This is a genomic window from Aliikangiella litoralis, assembly GCF_052495765.1.
In genome coordinates this window covers 3,735,385-3,758,804 of the sequence record NZ_CP199292.1, presented here as the reverse complement: position 1 = coordinate 3,758,804, position 23,420 = coordinate 3,735,385, and the positions used below count along the sequence as shown (strand labels likewise).

Sequence of the window (23,420 nt, the reverse complement as noted above, 5' to 3'; positions counted from 1 at the left end):
TACAAGTATTATATTGAATAAATGCTGCTATATAGCCGATTAATGCTTTATTTAGAGTACTTATGCATAAATTGGTGGAATAATAAAACCAATAACTAAACGGATAGTGTTATATTAAATATTGTATGAAATAGCTAAATTGGCTAATGACTGACTTTTCATTTTTTAACGTTTAGCTATTATGAAAAGAATTATTACATTTAAGTTGCAGAACATTAGCGATGTTATATGGGAATTAACCGTAAAAAATGTATGCTTATGCACTTGTTATGCTGGAAGTTGTAGGTTTTAGGGTTTAGCTACTTGAATATTATCTTCAAGCAGAACCGATATAAATATAAAGAACGTAAATTATCGTAAAGTTAGCCACTTACTTTTCTTTATTTGCGATAATATCAGAGTGAATAATAAAAATATTATTAACCTAGGATTAATTGATATATGAAGTTTTTTTTTGATAGGACAAAAAAGTTATTAGCTGGAGTATTATTATTATTTCTATTGGCCGCATGTGGCGATAATAATGTTTCATCCAGCCAGTCAAAAGGTTTAGCTAAAGGTAAACGAACAGAAAAGGCTATTCCTGTTGAAGTGGCTAATCCTGAGGTTGGTGATGCTGCTTCTTATTATGTGACAACTTCAACTTTGACTCCTAGTAGTGATGCCAAAATTAACGCAAGAACCAATGGGGTTGTACGCCAAATATTGCATGAAGAAGGTGATGATGTAGCTGCCGGTAAAACATTGTTACTGCTAGAAGATGACGATCAGCGCTTGCGTTTAAAGCAGGCTAGACAGAATTTAAATAGCGCAGAAAGAGAATATAAAAGGTTGAATAAGATGAAGTCTGCGGGAGTACTTTCTCCAGCAGAGTGGGAGACTGCCAATAATAATTACCTAACAGCTCAAACAGAATTAGAACTTGCAGAGTTAGCCTTAGCTTATACTCGCGTATCATCACCATTTGCGGGTCGGATTGTTTGGCGAGAAATTGACTTAGGAGCACATGTTTCTTCGGGAGATTTATTATTTAGGATGATGTCAATTAAGCCTTTATTGGTGAGAGTGCATGTACCTGCAAATCGAATAGGTAAAGTGGCTGTCGGTCAAACCGTTGATCTGAATGTAGATAGTATTAAAAAAAGCTTACAAGGTGTTATTGAGCTAGTGAGCCCCATCGTAGATCCTGCTACGGGGACTGTTAAGGTTACGGTTCGTTTAGATCAATATCCTGTCGGTGTTCGTCCTGGAGACTTTACAGAAGTCACTATGATTACAGATAAACGTAAAGACGCAATGTTACTTCCAAGTGTTGCTATTATTGAAGAGAGAGGACAGCATTATTTATTTGTTAATGAAGGTAATAAAGCGGTTCGTAAAAAAGTAAAAACAGGTTATGTTGTTGGTGATAAAACAGAAGTAATTCAAGGGATCACGCAATCTGAATATGTTGTTGTAAAAGGTCAGCGTAATTTAAACGAAGGAAATTTGTTGAAAGTCATTTCGCCAGGAGCTGAAACTGAGACATCCAGCGACAAAACCGTTCAATCAAAAAAGATAAAAGATAAGCCGCGTAAGAGAACTCAATCATGATTCGACAGTTGGTAGAGTTTTCAGTTAAACGTAAAGTTACTGTATTAATGGTGGCACTCGCTGTTGTTGCATTCGGTGCAGTTGGCTTTTCCCGTTTACCTATTAATTTATTGCCTTCTTTGAGTTATCCGTCCTTAACGGTACAAACGACTTTTGTAAATGCAGCACCAGCAGAAGTTGAGCAATTAATTACTCGCCCTGTTGAAGAAGTTGTTGGGGTGCTTAAAGGTCTTAAACAAATTCATTCTGTTTCTCGTTCTGGTATTTCTGAAGTGACACTAGAGTTTGGCTGGGATGCTGATATGAGCGATTTAGCGATGGATATTCGCGAAAAACTTGATCGATTAGAGTTACCTCTTGAAGCTGATAGCCCTATTGTTTTGCGCTATGATCCGGCTCTTGATCCTATCCTAAAATTAAGTTTGAGCGGTAAAATATCTTTAGCTCAACTGCGCTTATTAGGTGAAAAAACGGTTAAAGAAACATTGGAAAGGATAGAAGGTGTTGCTTCTGCCAAAATACAGGGTGGTGAAGAAGAAGAAATTCATGTCAATATAAACCAGGGTAAAGTTGCAGCAATGGGAATTAGTCCGCAGCAGCTTAAACAAATGTTGGGTGACTCCAATATCAACAGGCCCGGCGGTTCACTAAAAAACAAACAAACACAATTGTTAGTACGTACCTTAAATGAATATGATAGTTTGCAAGAAATGCGAGAACTACGTATTACACAGCCTGGACAGGCAGCTGTTCGACTGGGGGATGTAGCTGAAGTTGTTTGGGCGAGTAAAGATCGTGAAGAAATTACTCGTTTTCAGGGAACGGAAGGAATACTGATTTCTATTTACAAAGAAGGTGATGCCAATACTGTTGAAGTAGCATCAGCAGTAAAAAATAGGCTTCAGCAATTACAAAGAAAATTGCCAAAAGGAAGTTCTCTGAATGTGCAATTTGATCAATCTCGATTTATAGAACAATCTATTAATGAAGTTAAACAGTCATTAATGATTGGCGGGTTATTAGCTATTTGTATTTTGTGGATTTTTTTGAGAGATTTTCGTTTAACCGCAATTATTACCACCGCTATTCCATTATCTGTAGTTGCTACTTTTATTTTTATGTATCGATCGGATGTGTCTATGAATATCATGTCCTTAGGTGGTTTAACCCTAGGTGTTGGTATGTTGGTTGATGCTGCGATTGTGGTATTAGAGTCTATTCATCGGCAAAGAGAAAAGGGACTTAGCTTGATTCAAGCTGCCATCGTTGGAACAAGTGAGGTTGGTAGTGCGGTTACTGCATCAGTATTAACAACTATAGCGGTATTTATTCCAATTGTTTTTGTTGAAGGTGTTGCAGGACAATTATTTAAAGATCAAGCGTTAACAGTTACATTTAGCTTAATTGCTTCGTTACTGGTTTCATTGACTTTGATTCCTATGTTGGCTTCTTTAGGAAAAGATAAAAAACAAGAAAAAAATGCTAACTTAATAGATAAAGAAGGTCAAAAAAATAAAGCGCTTTCATCTCAAGTTAAAAAAAATAAAGAGTCGTTAGGTTGGTTTTCTCGTTTATATGAAAAGTTATTAAGACAGTCATTAAGATTAAAGTGGACGACTGTTTTGAGTGGTTTTGTTGCATTGTTTTTAGCTTGGCAGTTGCTTCCATTTATTCCTACTTCACTAATTCCAACAATGAGTGAAGGGGAGTTTTATTTTGATGTAAGTTTACCTGAAGGAACTTCGTTGCCAACAACAGATAAAATTATGTTAGAAATGGAAAAAGTAGCACTTAAAAATCCTAATGTTGAATCTGTCTATTCTTCAGTGGGCAGTCGAAATGTTAGTGGTGGTTTATCATTAAAAACAAAAGATGAAAATTTAGCGCAGATTAATATTGTTATTAAAGATAGGACAAATAGTGAACTTGAAGCTAAAACTATTGAAGATTTAAGAGAAAGTTACAGCCAAATTCCATTAGCAGATGTTCGGTTTGGTAGACCTTCATTTTTTAGCTTGAAAACTCCAATGGAAATGCTGTTTTTTGGCGATGATATAGAAGTATTACGTGAATATACTATGCAAATATTACCGCTTCTAGAAAATGTTAAAGGGCTTATTGATATTCAAGCCTCGCTTGAAACGGGTAATCCAGAATTAAAAATTCAGTTTGATCGACAAAAGCTTGCTCGTTTAGGTTTTTCCATTCAGCAAGTCGCCGAAACTTTACACCAACGGGTTAATGGTACGATTGTATCTCGATTTCAACAGCCCGATAGGCAAATAGACATTCGCCTGCGTAATCGTATCATCGATAGAGACAGTGTTAATGATATGGAGAATATTGTTATTGGTGAAGTCGACGGAAAACCTGTAACTCTGCGTGCTGTTGCCAAAATTATTTCAGCACAAGGTCCGGCAGCTATCGATCGAATTCAACAATCGAGAGTGGCTGTTATTGCTGGTAATTTAAAAGGTCGGAGTTTAAAAGATGTTACTCAAGAGCTTGCACAAATAGTCAAAAATAATCCACCACCACAAGGTGTCGGTTTTGAGTTTGGCGGACAAAATAAAGAAATGGAAGAGTCATTTAGTAGTTTATTATTTGCTGTTATTTTAGCTGTATTTTTAGTTTATATTGTAATGGCCGCTACTTTTGAACATGTGGGTCATCCCTTTGTGATTTTATTTACGATACCGTTTGCTTTAATTGGAGTTATTCTTGGTTTGTATATTACAGGTTATGCGATTAGTGTTATTTCTATGATAGGAGCCGTTTTTTTGGTTGGGGTAGTGGTTAATAATGCAATTGTTTTAGTCGATGCGATTAATCAATATCGTCGTTTAGGTATGGATAAATTAGAGGCTGTTGTTGCGGCTAGTAAATCTCGACTGCGGCCTATCTTAATGACAACTTTTACAACGGTTTTAGGTTTGCTTCCAATGGCAATTGGTTTTGGCGAAGGAGCTGAGTTAAGAGCACCATTAGCTGTTGTTGTTTCTTTTGGTTTAGTGATTGCAACAGGTTTAACTTTATTTATCATTCCTGCGACTTATCTAATTATGCCTTCGACAGTGACCAGCGATGAAGAACTAAAAATATTAGAGCAGTCTGTGCTTGATGCGGAAGAAGTTGAAAGTCATCATGAGCAACTTGAGCAGCCTGAAAAAACTGAACAACCATTAAAAGGAACTTGACCTGATATGACATTACCAGAAGTAGCAGTTAAAAGACCTATTGGAACTTTGATGGTTTTAATCAGTATTCTCGTTTTGGGAATTATTGCGTTGCTGCGTCTTGAACTCGCTTTTATGCCCGAAGCTGAAAATAAAACATTATTTGTTGTTACTAATTATCAAAATGCTTCACCCAAAGCAATTGAAAAGATGATTATTCGGCCAATAGAGGAAGCTTTGGCTTCAATGAATGGTGTAGAGCATATGTGGTCTAACAGTGATCATCGTGGTGGTCGAGTTAATTTAAATTTTGCTTTTAATGTAGACATGGATCTGGCTCGGGCAGAAATTCATGAGCGTATCGATCGAATTAAAGATGAGTTACCCGAAGATTTGGAACGTGTTGTTATATCGGATAACTGGAATCCTAGAGAGTCAGGTGAAACGATTATGGAAGCTCGTTTGTCATCTGGTCGAGATTTAAGTAAAAACTATGATTTACTTGAACGAAAAATAGTTAAACCTTTAGAGAGAATTCCTGGCGTTGCAGTTGTTACTTTAGATGGCGTTAATCCTCGTGAAGTCAGGATTAATATTGATTTAAAAAAAATTAAAAAACATAACTTAGATGTACGAACTATTTGGCGTGATATTTCTGAAAATAATCAGAATGCCGCGCTAGGGGTTTTAAGATCAAACTCTCGAAAAATTGTGATCCGATCTATAGGAGAGCTTGAATCCATTCAGGCGATTAAAGATTTACCTCTAACAGGCTCCAGCTTGCGACTTTCTGATGTGGCCGATGTTGTTTATGAAGAGCCGCCACTTGAATATGGGCGGCACTTAGATGGTGATTTTGCAATAGGATTGAATGTTGCTAAAGAATCTTCAGCCAATACCATCGCAATTACCGATGCTGTTTATGCAAAGATAGCACAGATGAAAAATGATCCTGAGTTGGATGGGATCAATTTTTTGGTTTGGCAAGATCAAGGCAAAGAAATTCGAAATACTTTAGGTGATTTGGAGCAAACAGGGCAATTTGGCGCTATTCTGGCAAGCATTGTTTTATTTTTGTTTTTACGCAAAATAACGGCCACAATCGTTGCTGTTGTGTGTATTCCTTTTTCATTAATTGTGGCATGTGGTGTCATTTGGCTGCAAGGCAAAACTCTGAATACCATATCTTTATTGGGACTTATTGTTGGACTTGGAATGTTAGTGGATAATGCGGTAGTTATTATGGAAAATATCGACCGTTTTCAAAAGAAAGGTTATGAAGGGCGTGTTGCCGCTATTTTAGGTTCAAAGGAAGTATCAATTGCCGTAATAACTGCAACTATTACTTCAATTATTGTTTTCTTACCAATGATTTTTTCAAAACCAACGAATTTGAATATCATTTTACAAGAGTTGGGGGTAACTATTTGTATTACTTTAGTTGCTTCTCTTTTTATTAGTCAAACCTTAATTCCTTTAGCGTCCACTAAGTTGTTAAAACAGTCTGCTAAGGAAATAAAAACACCGATAATGGATAAACTTCAATTATTCTATTCAAGGGTGTTAGCTTATACATTAAAACATCGTTGGTTAGCTGTTGTTTTTGGATTGGGCACATTATTGTCAACTTTATATCCCGTTAGCCAAATTAACTTTAATTTTGATGCTGCACCAGCTGAAATGTTTGTTGGGATTAAGGTTGATATTAGCGAAGCTGCATCACTTGAAGTTAAAGAGAAAATTATTACGCAAGTTGAAAACTCACTGGTTCCTTACAAAGAGCAGTTTAATATAAAATCAATATATAGTTGGTGGAGTGAAGGTAATAGTATTACTCGTCTTTACATGATGCCAGGCTTTCAAAATGAAATAGAGATGAATAAAGTGAGGAAAGCATTACCAGAGTTGCTGCCTGAAATTGCTGGAGTAAAACTAAAGATTCAAGACAATGGTCCCTTTTGGAAGCGAAATAGTGGTAAGAGAGTTGGTGTTCAATTGCAGGGGCCAGATTCGCAAGTTTTAGGAGATCTTGGTGAAAAAGCTCTGACATATATTGAAAATATTCCAGGGCTTTACGATTTTTATTCGACCGCAGAAGGCGGAAAACTAGAGCTGCATGCTCAGTTAGATCGAGAGCGAATGGCTGATTATGGGGTGGCTACTAATCAGCCCGCAAGTTTAGTTGAAATGACTTTTCGGGGGCGAAAGTTAAACCGTTTTCAGGGTGAAGATGGTGAGGTTGAAATGCGTTTGTTGCTAGGAGAGCAACAGGAAACAAAAGTTGATGATATTAAAAATATGCAAGTTAACAAGGTTGATGGTTCAACCGTTTTACTTGAGAGTATTTCTAATTTTGAAACTAAAAAAGGCCCACGAAGAATTAATCGTCAAAATAAAATATCGAGTATTTGGGTAGGGGCTAGATTTGAAGAAGGTAAACGTAATGATTACCAAAAGCAATTAGTCGATGCGCTAAAGTCAATGCCTCTTCCTCAAGGGTACCAATGGCAGTTTAATAATCGTTGGCGAGGGGCAGAGCAAAGTGAAGAGGAGTTTAAATTAAACTTGATGATGGCATTAGGTTTAATTTTTGCTGTAATGGCCGGTTTATTTGAATCAATGCGCCAAGCTTTAGCTTTGATGGTGAGTCTACCTTTTGCTTTAGCTGGGGCATTTTGGACGCTATATGTGTTTGGTGTTGATTTTGATCAGCCTGCATCAATTGCTGTTTTGCTACTTATTGGAATTGTCGTGAATAACGGCATTGTAATGATCGAACATATTAACTTATATCGACGTGAAGGGTGGGCACGTTATCCGGCAATGATTCAGGGCGGAAAAGAGCGTTTGCGTCCAATTATTATGACTGCGTTGACAACTTTGGTTGGGTTAATTCCAATTGTTATTCAAAAGCCGTCATTAGGGGGCGTTTATTATTATTCAATGGCCTATGTGATTATGGGGGGACTGTTGTTTTCGACTTTGTTAACAACACTGTTGTTACCTGCAACTATTGCACTAATAGAGGATGCGCCTGCACTATTTAAACGGATATTTTTCTGGTGTGTTAAATTATTAAAATTAGATCGCTTATTTAAAAGTCAGCGAATAAATAAGCCAGCTGTTGAACAACATTTAGTTGAAAAATAATCGGTTATTTGATTTGATGTGATAAAAGGCCGATAGTGTTCGGCCTTTTATCATTTTACTTAAACCGTTTTCTTAAAAGGCCAACTAACCCAAGTAAGAGAAAGCTTATTGTTCCACCACCACTGGATGATGAAGGTGGAGTTGGGGGAGGAGTGGTATTTAAGGGCGGGTTTAAAGCCGACGCTGTATTAGGATCAGCATCAATGACTTCAATTTTGGTAATGAGAACAAGGTTGCTGGCATTAGGGTCATTGCCTTCAGTATAATTTTGCAAAGGAATTTGATTTAAGGCGCCTCCTAGATTGTATTCATTAAGCGCAACAATTTGATCAACAATAGCCATACCATCGCCAATTACTTCACCAAAAACAGTAAAACCTGAGTTTTGTCGATCTAATTGTGCATTACCGCCACTATTGTCTGCTATATTGAAAAACCATTGGTTAGTCGCACTGTCTGGGTTATTAGCCAGTTTTGCCATAGCAATAGTCCCTCGCACATTTGAAAATACTGGCTCATTCTTGACCGCTGCATTTGATGCAATTGCTGTAACGGGCCAAGCTGTGTCGTAAGCAAAGCCTCCACCTTGTACGATAAAATCATTTACTGAACGATGGATGATGCTATTATTATAAGCGTTTGAGTTAACATAACTTAAAAAATTAGCAACAGTCAGTGGGGTTTTTTGATCGTATAAATTAACTTGAAAGTCGCCTAATACTGTTTGAAACTCAACTATTGTCGCTTGAGCGGCATAAGAGCCTGCGAGTAAATTAAGTGTCAGAAAAGCCTTTCCAGCCATCTGCTTTAATGGAGTTTTTGTTTTTTTCATAAATACAGCTTCTAATATTATCGATGAATGGAGTAGAGAATAACTGTGAGATTCAGTGCTGACAATAGCTACTACCGGTTTTCTGCTGAAGTTTTACAGTTATTTACATATTGCCATCGGCTATTTTTTTTAATGACTGGTTATTTATACACTCATATCCTATTGATTTGATTGTTTGTTAACAAAAAAGAGAAACGCATTTGGCTAAAATAATGGTATTTCAACATGTTCCTTATGAGCCTTTAGGGACATTGGATTCTTTGGTGAGATCGCAAAGACATAGAATTCGTTATGTTAATTTTGGGCGAACCCCTGATGCACAACCTGATGTTACCGGCTACGATGCGTTAATTGTATTAGGTGGCCCAATGAATATTGGCCAAGAAGCTGATTTTCCCCACCTTGAAGTTGAAAAAGCCGCAATATTACAAGCGATTGAAAACGAAATTCCAATATTAGGAATTTGTCTTGGAGCGCAGCTAATAGCCGCGGCTTCTGGTGCAGAGGTTTATCCTGCTGAGCAAAAGGAGATCGGCTGGTATTCAATTAAACCAACGCAAGACGGCCAGCAAGATCCTTTGTTTAAGTTTTTTGAGCAACAAGAAAAAATATTTCAGTGGCATGGTTATACTTTTGAGTTACCAGCTTGTGCTAAATTGATGGCTAAAGGAGAGGATATTAGACACCAAGCATTTAAAATTAATAATAATGTTTATGGTTTTCAATTTCACCTAGAAGCCAATTTACCATTAATCCAGCGATGGTTGAAGTTACCGCAACATTTGGAAGAGTTAGGGTTAGATCAGGCACAAGAGAAAGTTGAAATGATATGGAAAGATACACTATACCAGATGGATCGTTCATTAAACTTGAGTCGTTTAGTTTTTAGTCAGTTTTTAGATTTATTACCCAAAGTGAAAGAAAAACATACCTTTATCCATCGAGATTTTTAGGTGGATTACTCTAATATATAGGCGAATCACTCTAATATAAATATCAGTGTTCAGTTATTTTTATTTTGAGATAGTGTGTAATATTTACCTTTAGAGTCTTATAACATTTAGCTATATTGTTGGCGCTGTTTTTGGAACGGCGCTAAAAGGAATTGAAAAAATAATACAGGAGTTAAATTGATAAAAAATAATATAAGCTAACACCAAGGCTTAAACTGTTGGTAGTTGTATTGTTATTGGTAAATTCTGATATTGGCTACAAATAGCAATGCTAATAGTTTTCTTATATCAAATGCTTGGGGTTTCATTTTTGTTACTCCAGGCTGTTCTTTTCTTAAATCTCGTTGCACAAGTTGAAAGTCAGTCTTCAATCCAACAGAGGCAACTCAAGTTAAATATCATTAACAGATATTTTCAAGTAAAATTCACCATAACTGCCAACATAAATAATCAATAAAGTTTTATACCAATGAACCAACCTGACTTGTCTGAGTATACATTCATTTTTGCCCATGGTGCTGGTGCTGATAAAGATTCTGACTGGATGTTGACTATGGATAAATTGTTAGCTGCTACAGGGTTATCCGTTAATCGGTTCAATTTTCCTTATATGAATAAGAGTAGAGAAGATGGTAAACGCCGTCCGCCAGATAGGTTACCCGTATTATTAGAAGCATTTATGGAACAAATTAAGCTGGTTTCTAATCAACAAAAAGTAGTCATTGGAGGTAAGTCAATGGGGGGACGAATAGCAAGCTTGTTAGCCTGTGAAAGTGAACTTAAAGCGCGAGTATCTGCTGTTATATGCTTGGGTTTCCCATTTCATCCGCCGGGTAAAAATGAAAAATATAGAGGTGCACACTTAGTCGACATTTCATTACCAACGCTTATCGTACAAGGAGAGAGAGATACGTTTGGCACTCGAAATGAAATTGATGGTTATCAGTTATCTAAGCAAGTGGCTGTACGTTTTATGAACGATGGAGATCATAGTTTTAAACCAAGAATAAAGTCGGGGTTTACTTTAGCGCAAAATCTCGACTCTGCCAGCCTTTTTATATCAGAATTCATTCATAGCTTATAACTATTTGTATTGCTTTAGTAATCCTCTAGTATTAGCTTGTTTTTAGCCTATCAACGAATGTACTAATGTCTAGAGCCACACTAGCCGCCAGAATAAGACGTGAACTGACCACTTGGACAAGTCTTGCTTTTGTATTAGCTTTATTAGAAGGCGGTGTGATCGGAGTGTTAATTAAAAACGGTTTTGATGGTCAGGTATCTGATTGGCTATTAAATCTATCCGTTGCTATTGGTACTGGTGCACCATTTTATTCTAATTTAATTAGTTTTATCTGGGTTAGAATTAGTCATGGCCGAAGTCGGGCTAAAATGATTTCTAATTTAGCCATTATTTGCTGTTTGTGCGCTTTATCAATTAGTTTGGTCCCATTTAATAGTTTTGGGCTTGGGCTATTATTAGCTCTTTTTGTTTGTGCTAGAATTTGTTGGTCAGGTATCTTAACTATTCGTTCTGATATATGGCGGGCTAATTATCCTCGTCATATCCGAGGAAAAGTCACTGCAAAGCTGGCTACCTTAACATCGTTATTAATGTCTGTTGCTGCAATGGCAATCGGTAAGGTTTTAGATTGGAATTTTGGTGCTTTTAAATGGTTATTCATTAGTTTTTCTATTTTATCATTAACTGGCGCATTTCGTTATCGATTGTTGTCTGTTCGCCATCATCAAAAGTCAATTCAAAGAGAAAAAGCAACGACTAATACTATTTCTGTTGCCAAGATGTTTAGGCTATTAACCGAAAATAAATCGTTTGGTAAATATATGTTAGCTATGTTTACTTTAGGAAGCGGTAACTTAATGTTTATGGCACCATTAATTGTTTATTTGAATGAATATACTGATCTGACCAAAAGTAGTCAGATTTTAATTACTACCGCGATCCCACTTGCTTTAATTCCGCTCGCTGTTGGTGGATGGGCTCGCTTGCTTGATAATAATCATATTTTCCATTTTAGAGCAATTCATAGCTGGGGATTTGTTATTGCTATATCGATTTTTCTAACCGCCCAAATAACAAGTTGGGATTTTCTTTATTTTGTGGGAGCCTGTTGTTATGGTGTAGCCATATCAGGTGGTGTTATTGGGTGGAACCTTGGACATAATGACTTTGTCAGTCAATCAGAGAAAAGTCATAATCCAATGCAATATATGGCGGTGCATGTTTCATTAACAGGCTTACGAGGCTTAATTATGCCATTGTTAGGTATTGGTTTTTATCAGTGGTTAGAATTTATTGAGCCCCAGTTGGGAAAGTTTGCGTTGTTGTTACCATTAACGATTACTAGCACTGGTGGAATTTTATTCGTGAAGTTTAATCGACAAAGAATCAGTGGTCGATTAAGTTAGGGTGTGAGAGTTTATACACATTAAATAAAACGGAATAGAGAGTAATAATGATTGAATATGTTGTTGATTTTAAACAGGCTAATGCTCACTTGTTTGATGTTAGGCTTAAAATTAATAGTGAGTTAAAAGTTGGACAAAAATTTTATTTACCAAACTGGATCCCGGGAAGCTATATGATTCGTGATTTTTCACGAAACATTGTTACCCTAAAAGCTCATAGTAAAGGAAATTTAGTTTCAATCGATAAAGTGGATAAATCAACCTGGCAGCTTAATAAAGATGTAAATAGCCTTGAAATTCAGTACCAGGTTTATGCCTGGGATTTATCGGTGCGCTCAGCCCATTTAGACAACCAACATGGTTTTTTTAATGGTACAAGCTTATTTCTCGGTGTTGAAGGACTAGAGTCGGATAGACATCAAGTTCAACTTCATGCTTCACCCTTAGCGATTAAAAATAATTGGGCTGTAGCAACATCAATGCGAACAATTAAAACAGATAAGCAAGGTTTTGGTGAGTATTACAGTGATAATTATGAAGAATTAATTGATCATCCATTTGAGATTGGTGCTTTAGAATCTATAGCTTTTAATGTGTGTGGTGTTCCTCATCAAATGTTTTTTACAGAGGCTCCTAAAAGAGTGGACTGGAAAAGAATTGCTAAAGATGTTAAACAAATTTGTGAGGCTGAAGTCGCTTTTTTTGGTGATGAAAAACCTCCATTTGATAGTTATGTTTTTATGACTTTTGTGCAAAAAAATGGTTTTGGTGGTTTAGAGCATATGTCGTCAACTGCATTGCACTGTAGCTTTGCTGATTTGCCGCTAATTGGCGAAAACCCTAATGTAATGGATAATAACTATCGAACGTTTCTATCGCTTTGTTGCCACGAATATTTCCATAACTGGAATGTTAAAAGAATTAAACCTGCTCGATTTATTCCTATGCAATTATCCGCTGAAGTTCATACAGAACTATTGTGGTTTTTTGAGGGGATTACTTCTTATTATGATGAGTTACTTATGGTTCGTTCAAAAGTGATTGAACCCCCATCTTATTTAGATATGCTCGCTCAGACTTTAAGCAAAGCTTTACGCGGAACAGGGCGTTTTAAACAAACTGTGGCCGAGTCTAGTTTTGATGCCTGGAGTAAATTTTATAAGCAAGACGAAAATGCGATTAACAGTATTGTTAGTTATTACACTAAAGGTGCTTTAGTGGCATTGTGTTTTGATTTTGAAATAAGACGCTTAACTAAGAATAAAAAATCTCTTGATGATTTAATGCGAATGATATGGAATCAGTTTGGAAAAACAGGTGTTGGTATTGGTGAACATGAGGTTCAAACTTTAGCAACAGAGCTTGTTGGTTATCCGATGAAGGAATTTTTAAATAAACTTATTCATTCAACAGAAGATCCTGATTTGAGTAAGATATTTTCTTATGTTGGAGTTAATTATCAATTGATATCAGCTTATTTACCAAGTGAAAAAGGCGGGTTTATCGAAAAGCCAAAAGATCGAAAACCTGTTTCGTCACTAGGCATTATTCATAAAGAAGATTCATTAGGCGCAAAAGTTTTTAGTGTTATGGATGACTCTTGCGCTTTAGACGCTGGTTTATCAAATCAAGATATTATTATTGCAATCGATCATATTAGAGTTACATCGCAAGAGTTAGATCAAGTGATTGCCAAAATACCGATTGGTGAAACTGTTTCTATCAGTTATTTCCGACGTGAACGCTTATATAATACTCAATGTCAATTGACAGAAGCACCTGCTAACTTATGCTATTTAAGCTTTGAGTTTGAGCAGCCGACAGATGCGTTTTTGAGCTGGGTAACAGGAAAAAATAACTAGGTAGTGTTTTGGCAAATCAGTCAAAAACGATAATATAAAAATATTGAGTTGAGAGAAGTATGAAAGTAATTAGTTTTAATATAAATAGTTTAAGAGCTAGACCTCACCAACTAGAAGAAATTGTAAAAGTTCATTCCCCTGATGTTATTGCTTTACAAGAAACTAAAGTTGATGACAGTCAATTTCCTCACGATATCGTTGAAAAAATTGGATATCATGCAGTTTTTCATGGTCAAAAAGGTCATTATGGTGTTGCCACCTTAAGTAAGGAAGTACCAATCAGTTGTGAAAAAGGGTTTCCCGGTGACGCAGATGATGCGCAACGACGAGTTATCATTACAGAGCACAAAACTCAATCGAGCCGCTTATTCGTTTTTAATGGTTACTTTCCACAAGGTGAAAGCCGGAATCACCCTACTAAATTTCCTGCAAAACAAAAGTTTTATCAAGACTTAAATGATTATTTAACACCGGAACGTCTCAACAATAATTGGGTTGTTGTTGGCGACATGAATATTTCATTTAAAGATCAAGATATTGGTATTGGTGAAGTGAATGCTAAACGGTGGTTACGAACCGGAAAATGTAGCTTTTTACCCGAAGAACGTGCTTGGTTACAAAACATAGTGGATAAGGGGTTGAGTGATACTTTTCGTAAATTTAATGAAACGGTTGCCGATCGCTTTAGCTGGTTTGACTATCGTAGTAAGGGGTTTAATGATGATCCCAAAAGGGGATTAAGAATCGATTTAATCTTAGCGACAGAAAAGTTATATGCTCAATGTATAGATGTTGGTATTGACTATGATATTCGAGGTATGGAAAAGCCGAGTGATCATGCGCCAATTTGGGCTGACTTTGATATTTAATCATTAATAAACTTTAAACTCAGTCAGTGGAATATATTTATGTCTGAAAAAAAATTTGAGAGCAAACTAGACAATATTGATATTAGTATTTTTACCGAAATGTCAATGTTGGCTAATCAATATAAGGCAATTAATTTATCTCAAGGTTTTCCTGAATTTGATACGCCAGAATTCTTAAAAGAAAGTGTGATTACTTTTGTGCAGCAAGGAAAAAATCAATATGCTCCTTCTACCGGTATGCCTGATTTATTAGAGCAGATTAGTGAGTTAATTCAACGCCAATATAATATAACTCTCAATGCCAATGAAACGATTACTGTTACGTCTGGCGCAACAGAAGCACTTTGGGTCGCTATTCAAACATTAGTACGTCCGAACGATGAAGTCATTGTTTTTGATCCTGCTTATGATTCTTATGAACCGGCAGTTGCGTTAGCTGGTGGGCGCTGTATTCACATCCCGATGTTAGCACCGGATTATAAAATTGACTGGCAACAGGTAGAAGCCGCAATTACCGCTAAAACTAAAGCAATAATTATTAACAGTCCACATAACCCAACAGGTACACTGTTGACTGAACAAGATATGCAAACGGTTGAAAAACTGGTTTGGGAAAATGATTTGTATTTAATTAGTGATGAGGTTTATGAATTTATCACTTTTGATGGAAGGCAGCATGAGAGTGTATTACGCTTTCCAAAATTATTTGAACGTTCTTTGGTGATATCTAGTTTTGGTAAAACTTTTCATTGTACTGGATGGAAGCTTGGTTATTGTACCGCGCCACCGGAATTAACCGATGAGTTTAGAAAAATACATCAGTATGTCACTTTTGCCAGTTTTACCCCTGCTCAGCTCGGCATCGCCAAAATGTTACAACAAGCACCGACACATATTACCGAACTTGCCGGATTTTATCAAAGTAAGCGAGATTGCTTGGTGAATGCATTACAAGATTCTCGATTTAAATTGCTTAATTCGCAAGGAACTTATTTTTTGCTAGTTGACTACAGTGAAATTTCACAACAATCTGACCGAGCGTTTTGTCACTGGTTAACAAAAGAAAAAGGCGTAGCTGCGATACCTTTAAGTCCATTTTATGAAAAACCCACATCGGATAAAATTGTACGTCTATGCTTTGCTAAAAATGAAAATACACTGCTAAATGCTGCGGAGAAATTATGTCAACTTTAACGATAGCTGCGGTTCAATATAATATTCAATGGCTAGATAAAGCTAAAAATCTCGCTAATCTTACTGAAAGGTTAAATTCGATCAAGTCGGCAGATCTGATTGTATTACCAGAAACATTTTCCACTGGCTTTGGGATGGATAATGAAGCAATTCAAGAGCCGCAACAAAGTGGTATGGTATATGAGTGGATGCAGCAGCAGTCAATCAAACATAATGCTGTCATAGCGGGTAGTGTTTTTGTCGAAGATGCAGGACGAAAGCGTAATCGTTTTTACTGGATATATCCAAATGGTGAGACTTATTTCTATGACAAACGACACTTATTTCGCCTGGGACATGAAGAGCAATATGTTAATCCTGGCACAAGCAGAGAAGTTTTTGAAATTAACCAAATCCGCATTTTACCTCAGGTCTGCTACGACCTACGTTTCCCTGTATGGTCAAGAAACCGACAAGATTATGATTTAATGGTTAATGTAGCAAATTGGCCTATTATGCGACGCGATGCATGGGATACCTTGTTGAAAGCAAGAGCCATGGAAAATCAAGTCTTTGTTGTTGGTGTTAACCGAGTTGGTTTAGATGGGAAAAATGTTGAACATTCTGGAGGTACGGCAATTTATGATTTTTTAGGTCGAGCAATTGTTTCAGCCGAGGATAATCAACAACAGATTATTCAAACGACTATTGACATTGACGAACTTAAAGCGTTTCGTAACAGTTATCCTATGTTAAAAGACGCAGACGATTTTGAGATAAAAATGTAATTTCTTTAATTGAACTAATATAATTTAGCCAATTGAATGTTTTTTAAATTATATGTGTGGTATAAAAAGAAAACTTTAAACATTAATTAGTTATATAGTCTTTTTAGCGCTAGGAGTGCTCCATGAATTCTAAAAAAAGGGAAGTTGTTCTTCTTGCCATATTAATGCTCTTGATTCTTTCCTATGTACTTAAACAATATGGCGCTAGTACATACCCTGAACAACCAACAAATTTATCATTATCTGAGAAGAAAGAAGTTTTTTCTCCTTTGGAAATAAATAACGAATTTAAAATTAAAAAAATCAAAAATGAAGGTGTATATTACACTAAGCTTGTGATCTCATATAGCTACAATGGTAGTTCAGGAAAAAAAGGTTTGCTTTTAATTAAACCTAATTTTAATAATGTAGAAGATGTTGAAGATGAAAATGATGAGGTTATTGAATATCCATTAAAACTAGGTAGCCATAGAAGCGTAATTAACTTAAAAAATCCTTGCGGTGAAGGTAATCCATGTGAAGCTTCTTCAATTGATGTTGAGTTTGTCAATAAACGTGAATACTATGCCAAACGATTTAATGACAACTTATCATCGATAAAAAGCTCTTTCAATCAACATATCAATACGCCAATAAAATGGGCGTTATCTGGTTATAGTAATAATAAGCAGCCTATTGAAAGTAGACTTAATATGGCTATTTACTGGCTCGATACAGGAAAAAATTCAGATATCAGGCTAGCGAAAAAAACATTAGATAGTATTTTATTAGATGATCCTAAGAATGTTCAGGCTTATATAGAAATGGCTCGCTATCATATGAAAATTTCCTGGGGAGAAGTAGGGTTGAAGCGTGCAGAGGAAATATTAGATAGCGCAATGCAAATAGACAATAGTATTGCTAATATCTATGTTTTACGTGGATATGTTTATACCCATCAAAAACGTTATAGTTTAGCTGAAATTGACTTTGTAAAAGCTAAACAGATCGGAACTAATAATTTATGGCTTTATGCTAATTGGGGGGAGTTCTATCAAAAGCAAAATAAGTTAGACGAAGCACTTAATTATTACCAACAAGTTATAAGTGCCAAAAGAGAAAAACGATCTAATAATAAACGTCCGAAAATAGCGGTGTATCATAGGCTTGAAAATATTTATATGGACGAAAATAAAATTGATGAACTTGATCAGTTATTGGAAAAAAAATCGATAGAGTTTTCTGAAAATGCTTGTAATTTATCTTATTGGGCTAATGTTAAATTATATTATATGGGACAAACTCAAACAGCCCATGATTTAGCTTTCCGTGGGCTTTCTCTTGGCTGTGATAATACCAAATATGCTAAGCGCGTTTATGCAGATACATTGTTTGCTTTATGGAATGAAAAAACTATTGATAAAAATATTAAAGTCGATCTGTATAATAAAGGGATTGCGCTAGATTTAAATTGGGCTTCTCGTTTATATCGCTTTGCAACCAATAAATATTTAGAACCAGTGTTTCAATCTTTAATAAAAAATAAAGTTAATATTAATGAAGTTGATTTAGATGGTCATACAGTATTAAGTTATGCCGTATTGAATAATAATAGTAAGGTTATAACTAAATTGATTAAAATGAATGCAGATCCTAATCAAAAGCTACAAGGCGAAAGTACGGTGTTTTTTCTAGCATTAGTTTCGAGCAATATTGAAACTATAAATGCAATTATTGATTCAAAAGTTGATTTGGTAACTACTTTTGATAATGGTGTTACTGCGGATTATTTAGCTTCTCAGCGAGGGTTTCATAAAGTTGCTACTAAGTTACGTGGTGGAGTATAATTTTTTGTTATATAGGTTGTTTGTATGTTATATGCTAAAAAATTAATTATTAGTTTGTTTTTAGTTTTTTTATTTAATTTTGAAAAAGTTAGTGCCAATAATATCCCACTTAAAGAATTTATACAGTGGCCTGCTTATAAATCCGTGAAATTATCTCCAAGCGGAAGAGTTTTAGCACTCCAAAGGAATTTTGGAGGAGACTTTAAAATTAAATATATTGATATTGACTCTAGAAAAATACTTTCAAGTCATGCTACTCAGTATAAAGCGAGCGATATTTTTTTTGAATGGCTTGATAGTGATAGCGTTATTATACTTCAACGTATTCCACCTGGTGGTCGCAAGCTTATTTTGTACAACCTGAAGACAAATAAAACTAAAACTCTCTTGTCTACTTACGCAAAAGGAAGAATTAGTTATATTGGCGCCAGTGAAAATGTAAAGTCTATTTATGTGTCTGGAGGTGGTTTTAATGAAGTTGAGTATAGTAGCAGTAAGTGGAACTCTGTATTTCGAGTCGACTTAGATAGTGGAGAAATAGAAGAGTGGGTAAATAATCTTTGGGAAATTGATCGTTGGTATAGTGATGCTAATGCAAGCTACTGGGTTGGTTATCAGTATCATGATAAGGTTAGTTCTATATATTCTTATAATAAGAAAAATGACAAAATAAAGAAAATATTTAAAAGTGAAGAATATTATTACCCAGAGTTTACTCCATTAGTGGTTAATAGTAAAAATAAAAAGCTATTAGCTATTACTAATGAAAAATCGGATACTAACTCAATATATGATTTTGATTTAGAGTCAGGAAAAAAATCAGGTGTTTTTTTTGAAGATTCTCATTTTGATATATCTAATAATACATTAAAGTCGCATGATAATTCTAAACTGTTTGGAGTTTTTTATTCAAAAGAAAAAGGAGAGTCAGTTTATTTTGTTGACGAATTAAATAAGTTGAATCGTCAAATGAAAAAAATATTTAAGGATGAAACTGTTAATATAGTCGATTTTTCTTTGAATTTTAACCGAATAATACTATATACTTTTGGAGATAAAAATCCAGGTAAGTACTATTTATATGATCAAAAACAAGATAAATTATCTTTAATTGGTGAGAATATTAAACTGACTTATAAAGAATCTCTTGCTGATATGGTTCCTATTCAATTTGATACACGTGATGATAAGCTAATTCATGGTTATATAACTCTTCCTAAGAATAATAAAAAGTCAAATAAACTACCTATGGTTGTTTTTCCTCATGGAGGACCGTATGCAAGGGATGAGTGGAAGTATAACTCATATGTTCAGTTTTTTGCGAGTAGAGGATATGCTGTTTTGCAAGTTAATTTTCGCTCGTCAACAGGATATGGCGCAAAGCATTTTAAAGGAGGAATAAAGCAGTATGGTTTAGCTCCTAATGATGATTTGATAGATGGTGTTAAATGGAGCATTTCTAAATATGGAATAGACACAAATAGAATTTGTATCGTTGGTGCAAGTTATGGCGGTTTTGCTACTTTTGGGGCTATGACTCGTGAGCCGAGTTTATTTCGTTGTGGAATTAGTATTGCAGGATTTGTTGATTTAGAAAAAATGTTAGAAGATGATAAAGAAAAAGATTTTTATGTGTTTGAAACTCTTATGATGGGGGATCCTGAAACAGAAATAGATGTGGTGCGTAAAAACTCACCTTTATATAGCTTGAATAAACTTAATTCACCTGTTTTAATTATTCATGGAAAATTAGATCAGCGAGTTAAATTTCATCATGCAAAGCAAATTGAGAAAAAGCTTAAGCTGTTAAATAAAGAATATGAGACTTTTTATGTGAGAGATGAAGGGCATACTTTTATAAAAAAAAGAAACCGAATAAAATTATTAAAAAAGATTGAAAGTTATTTAGATAAAAATATTGGTAATAAAGGTGGTTGATGATGAGATTTTATAAAATTGCATTAATATTTTTGTTAGTGCTGTTATCAAGCTGTAAAAGCACAGTTAAACTGCAGCAGCTTGCTATGAATTTCAATGTTCAAACTAAGCAAGTTGTTTTTGATAATAAGTTGAAAAAAAATGAAGGGTTAGTTCTTTTAAGAATTAATTCAGAGGTGCAAAATAATATACTCTTTTTGAAAAATATAGAGACAGGCCAAAAATTTGAGTCGGCGAAACTTGAAGGAAGATATAACTATATTTTTGCAAGTTTGCCTGCTGGAGTATATAAGTGGAGTGCTCTTAAATTAAATGGTAGCTACTTTAAAAATAGCTCTAAGGTTGAAGGAGGTGACTTCGAAATATTAGCGGGTAAACTCAATTATCCGGGGGATTTAGATGTCGTGATTTGGTCAAGAGCTTCAGGCAAGGAGTCTGTTATTGTGCGTTATGTTGATCGAGAAAACACATTGCCAGAGTATCTTTTTAGTTTAGGTTTTTCTGAGTTTCATTATTCGAAGCTAATCAACGAATAATTATTGAATACGTTTTAAGTTAACTATTTTAATTATTTTATATCATATAAAGTAGACATTATTAATGATTATAGCCACTACTAACTAGTGGCTATTTTTTCTAAAAACATTCATTAAATTACTTGATGACTTTTATCCTTTGCTTAGCCAGAATATTTTCGCCATAGGTATAGTAGCGTACTTCATATTGGCCGGCTGCTTCAGGAGCAGTGAGAATACTGGGGGAAGTGGCGTCGTCATGAACATATTGATAATCATACTTCTTTTTTCCATTGAGTGAAAAAATAATAACATGATCAAAACGGTTCTGTGGGCCGGTCCACTCGACTTCAAAAGAAGAGCCTGCGATTACCTGGGCAGGAGCCTTCACAGAAGCAGTGGCAGCTATCACTTCAAATGTTTGCTTGGCTAAAGTATTGGCGCCATAGGTATAGTAGTGTACTTCATACTGGCCGGTTGCTTCAGGGGCAGTGAGTAGACTGGGTGAAGTGGCGTCGTCATGAACATATTGATAATCATATTTCTTTTTTCCATTGAGTGAAAAAATAACAACATGATCAAAACGGTTCTTTGGGCCGGTCCACTCGACTTCAAAAGAAGAGCCAGCGACTACCTGGGTAGGAGCCTTCACCGAAGCAGTGGCAGCTATCACTTCAAATGTTTGCTTGGCTAAAGTATTGGCGCCATAGGTATAGTAGTGTACTTCATATTGGCCGGTTGCTTCAGGGGCAGTGAGTAGACTGGGTGAAGTGGCGTCGTCATGAACATATTGATAATCATATTTCTTTTTTCCATTGAGTGAAAAAATAACAACATGATCAAAACGGTTCTTTGGGCCGGTCCACTCGATTTCAAAAGAAGAGCCAGCGACTACCTGGGCAGGAGCCTTCACAGAAGCAGTGGCAGCTATCACTTCAAATGTTTGCTTGGCTAAAGTATTGGCGCCATAGGTATAGTAGCGTACTTCATATTGCCCTGGTTTTTCGGGAGCAAATAAACTTGTTGGAGAAGTGGCATCTTCATTATGTATATATTGGTAGCTATATTGTTTTTTACCATCTATTGAGAATAGACTAATGCTATCAAACCTGTTTTGTGGACCTGACCATTGAACATCAAACTTAGTCCCTGCTAAAACGGTAGCTGGAGGTAATACCTCTGCTTTGGCTGGTATTACTTTGATTGTCGTTTTGGCCAATGTTCTTTTATCGGGTAGCTGATAATAAATATAATAAGAAGCTGGTGTTTCTGGTGCTTGTATAGAAGCTGGAGATTTTTTTTCTTCATGGCCAATGTAGCTATAACCAAAACTTTTTTTATTATCGAGTGATTTTATGATTAAAAGGTCAAGACGATTTTTAGGGCCTGTCCACTCCACTTCAAAATGAGAACCCGCAACCACTTCTGTTGGTGCTTGAACAGAGGCTTTCCCTTCTTTTAGTACTGATTTATCGGTAACAATTTCTTTTGCACTGTTAAGGGCTTTAGTTAATTCATCTGAGTTTGCCGCTTCTAAATAAATACCACCAGTTTCTCCAGCTAAGCAACGTAAACCTGCAGTTTCATTTTTAGGAATATCGAAACCAATAACATGTGCTGTAAAATCAATGCCCTTTGCTTCAAGCTCTTTTGCTTCTGCACAGGGATCTAAGTGGCAGGTTTCTTTGCCGTCACTGATTAATATAACTGTCGCTTTTTTATTTTTATAATCTAATTCATCGGCTGCCTTTTTTACTGCTGCTGATAATGGAGTCTTTCCTTTTGGACTGATTAATTTCACTTTTTGTAAGTATTCTTCTGTATTTATTTTTTGAGGTTTTATTAAAGTTTCAATATCTGAGCAATCTGCTTTTCGATTATGGCCGTAAGCGATTAAACCCAGAGGAGTGTTTTTATCCCAGTCGAGTAATATTTGGCTTAAGGTTTTTTTGGCAATATTAATTTTAGGGGTTTTATCAATTTGCCCCCACATGCTCCCAGAAGCATCGAGTACTAAAATTGCCTGATTAGGTCGGGGTTGTTGCTCTTCTGCTGCTTTAAGCGAATAAGAAAATATATTTATTAGCATTATTGCAGCACATAAAGTGAGTAATTTATTCATGGATACTGTCCTTACTTTAACAATGACTTTTATTTTAACATCAACATATAACGTCCAAAAACTTCTATTATTTATAATTTTTAGTTATTCCACCTTGAATTTGTTCTCTTTTTGAGATATCTTGTTGTTCAGCATCCATAAGGAATTGCCTTATTTTGACAAGGAAGCGTTAATCTCAGTAGTTGTGCCTAAA

The 23,420-nt window shown here is 35.5% G+C and carries 15 protein-coding genes; 13 read left to right on the top strand and 2 right to left on the bottom strand.

All coding sequences use genetic code 11. The features are described from left to right. Positions 1-441: 441 nt before the first annotated feature. From ACT5E3_RS15490 to ACT5E3_RS15480, 3 genes are read left to right on the top strand one after another with little or no spacing between them, the layout of a single operon-like run. Positions 442-1,593: an efflux RND transporter periplasmic adaptor subunit gene (locus ACT5E3_RS15490; RefSeq protein WP_444994451.1), complete on the top strand. Its 1,152-nt coding sequence runs from the start codon at positions 442-444 to the stop codon at positions 1,591-1,593. Beyond that, positions 1,590-4,790, top strand: coding sequence for an efflux RND transporter permease subunit (locus tag ACT5E3_RS15485; protein ID WP_444994450.1), 3,201 nt, complete (start codon positions 1,590-1,592; stop codon positions 4,788-4,790). Before ACT5E3_RS15490 ends, ACT5E3_RS15485 begins: the two co-directional genes overlap by 4 nt. A gap of 6 nt (positions 4,791-4,796) precedes the next feature. Beyond that, entirely contained in the window at positions 4,797-7,919 is a 3,123-nt protein-coding gene (locus tag ACT5E3_RS15480; RefSeq protein WP_444994449.1) for an efflux RND transporter permease subunit, read from the top strand. A 55-nt stretch (positions 7,920-7,974) separates the two neighbouring features. Here ACT5E3_RS15480 and ACT5E3_RS15475 read toward each other — a convergent pair whose 3' ends face one another. Beyond that, on the bottom strand, positions 7,975-8,751 hold the full coding sequence (locus ACT5E3_RS15475) for a peptidylprolyl isomerase (RefSeq protein ID WP_444994448.1): 777 nt from the start codon (positions 8,749-8,751) through the stop codon (positions 7,975-7,977). Positions 8,752-8,951: 200 nt separating this feature from the next. Here ACT5E3_RS15475 and ACT5E3_RS15470 point away from each other — a divergent pair, with 200 nt between their 5' ends. The 10 genes from ACT5E3_RS15470 to ACT5E3_RS15425 all read left to right on the top strand — a co-directional run bounded on the left by ACT5E3_RS15470 (position 8,952) and on the right by ACT5E3_RS15425 (position 21,126). Continuing rightward, positions 8,952-9,704 (top strand): glutamine amidotransferase-related protein, encoded by a 753-nt coding sequence (locus tag ACT5E3_RS15470; protein ID WP_444994447.1) that lies wholly within the window; start codon positions 8,952-8,954, stop codon positions 9,702-9,704. Positions 9,705-10,173: 469 nt separating this feature from the next. After that, the gene (locus ACT5E3_RS15465; protein ID WP_444994446.1) at positions 10,174-10,788 is read left to right on the top strand and encodes an alpha/beta fold hydrolase; all 615 of its coding nucleotides are present in this window, start codon (positions 10,174-10,176) and stop codon (positions 10,786-10,788) included. A gap of 65 nt (positions 10,789-10,853) precedes the next feature. Continuing rightward, positions 10,854-12,134, top strand: coding sequence for an MFS transporter (locus ACT5E3_RS15460; protein WP_444994445.1), 1,281 nt, complete (start codon positions 10,854-10,856; stop codon positions 12,132-12,134). A gap of 47 nt (positions 12,135-12,181) precedes the next feature. Then, the gene (locus ACT5E3_RS15455; RefSeq protein ID WP_444994444.1) at positions 12,182-13,996 is read left to right on the top strand and encodes a M61 family metallopeptidase; all 1,815 of its coding nucleotides are present in this window, start codon (positions 12,182-12,184) and stop codon (positions 13,994-13,996) included. 59 nt (positions 13,997-14,055) lie between these two features. Continuing rightward, the gene (gene xthA, locus ACT5E3_RS15450) at positions 14,056-14,865 is read left to right on the top strand and encodes an exodeoxyribonuclease III (RefSeq protein WP_444994443.1); all 810 of its coding nucleotides are present in this window, start codon (positions 14,056-14,058) and stop codon (positions 14,863-14,865) included. 39 nt (positions 14,866-14,904) lie between these two features. After that, complete coding sequence (locus ACT5E3_RS15445) at positions 14,905-16,059, top strand: methionine aminotransferase (RefSeq protein ID WP_444994442.1); 1,155 nt, start codon at positions 14,905-14,907, stop codon at positions 16,057-16,059. Then, positions 16,047-16,826: an amidohydrolase gene (locus ACT5E3_RS15440; protein ID WP_444994441.1), complete on the top strand. Its 780-nt coding sequence runs from the start codon at positions 16,047-16,049 to the stop codon at positions 16,824-16,826. The genes ACT5E3_RS15445 and ACT5E3_RS15440 overlap by 13 nt, the downstream gene beginning before the upstream one ends. Positions 16,827-16,948: 122 nt before the next feature. Further along, entirely contained in the window at positions 16,949-18,652 is a 1,704-nt protein-coding gene (locus ACT5E3_RS15435) for a hypothetical protein (protein WP_444994440.1), read from the top strand. Positions 18,653-18,676: 24 nt separating this feature from the next. Next, a complete protein-coding gene (locus tag ACT5E3_RS15430) occupies positions 18,677-20,590 on the top strand; it encodes an alpha/beta hydrolase family protein (RefSeq protein ID WP_444994439.1) in 1,914 nt (637 codons plus the stop codon). An 86-nt stretch (positions 20,591-20,676) separates the two neighbouring features. Next, positions 20,677-21,126: a hypothetical protein gene (locus ACT5E3_RS15425; RefSeq protein ID WP_444994438.1), complete on the top strand. Its 450-nt coding sequence runs from the start codon at positions 20,677-20,679 to the stop codon at positions 21,124-21,126. A 118-nt stretch (positions 21,127-21,244) separates the two neighbouring features. Here ACT5E3_RS15425 and ACT5E3_RS15420 read toward each other — a convergent pair whose 3' ends face one another. After that, complete coding sequence (locus tag ACT5E3_RS15420) at positions 21,245-23,227, bottom strand: VWA domain-containing protein (protein ID WP_444994437.1); 1,983 nt, start codon at positions 23,225-23,227, stop codon at positions 21,245-21,247. Positions 23,228-23,420 lie beyond the last annotated feature (193 nt).

Coding starts and splice junctions, on each gene's coding strand:
- ACT5E3_RS15465 (WP_444994446.1), top strand. CDS start 10,174: ATGAACCAACCTGACTTGTCTGAGTATACATTCATTTTTGCCCATGGT.
- ACT5E3_RS15440 (WP_444994441.1), top strand. CDS start 16,047: ATGTCAACTTTAACGATAGCTGCGGTTCAATATAATATTCAATGGCTA.
- ACT5E3_RS15480 (WP_444994449.1), top strand. CDS start 4,797: ATGACATTACCAGAAGTAGCAGTTAAAAGACCTATTGGAACTTTGATG.
- ACT5E3_RS15445 (WP_444994442.1), top strand. CDS start 14,905: ATGTCTGAAAAAAAATTTGAGAGCAAACTAGACAATATTGATATTAGT.
- ACT5E3_RS15475 (WP_444994448.1), bottom strand. CDS start 8,751: ATGAAAAAAACAAAAACTCCATTAAAGCAGATGGCTGGAAAGGCTTTT.
- ACT5E3_RS15425 (WP_444994438.1), top strand. CDS start 20,677: ATGAATTTCAATGTTCAAACTAAGCAAGTTGTTTTTGATAATAAGTTG.
- ACT5E3_RS15485 (WP_444994450.1), top strand. CDS start 1,590: ATGATTCGACAGTTGGTAGAGTTTTCAGTTAAACGTAAAGTTACTGTA.
- ACT5E3_RS15435 (WP_444994440.1), top strand. CDS start 16,949: ATGAATTCTAAAAAAAGGGAAGTTGTTCTTCTTGCCATATTAATGCTC.
- ACT5E3_RS15455 (WP_444994444.1), top strand. CDS start 12,182: ATGATTGAATATGTTGTTGATTTTAAACAGGCTAATGCTCACTTGTTT.
- ACT5E3_RS15420 (WP_444994437.1), bottom strand. CDS start 23,227: ATGAATAAATTACTCACTTTATGTGCTGCAATAATGCTAATAAATATA.
- ACT5E3_RS15460 (WP_444994445.1), top strand. CDS start 10,854: ATGTCTAGAGCCACACTAGCCGCCAGAATAAGACGTGAACTGACCACT.
- ACT5E3_RS15430 (WP_444994439.1), top strand. CDS start 18,677: ATGTTATATGCTAAAAAATTAATTATTAGTTTGTTTTTAGTTTTTTTA.
- ACT5E3_RS15490 (WP_444994451.1), top strand. CDS start 442: ATGAAGTTTTTTTTTGATAGGACAAAAAAGTTATTAGCTGGAGTATTA.
- xthA (WP_444994443.1), top strand. CDS start 14,056: ATGAAAGTAATTAGTTTTAATATAAATAGTTTAAGAGCTAGACCTCAC.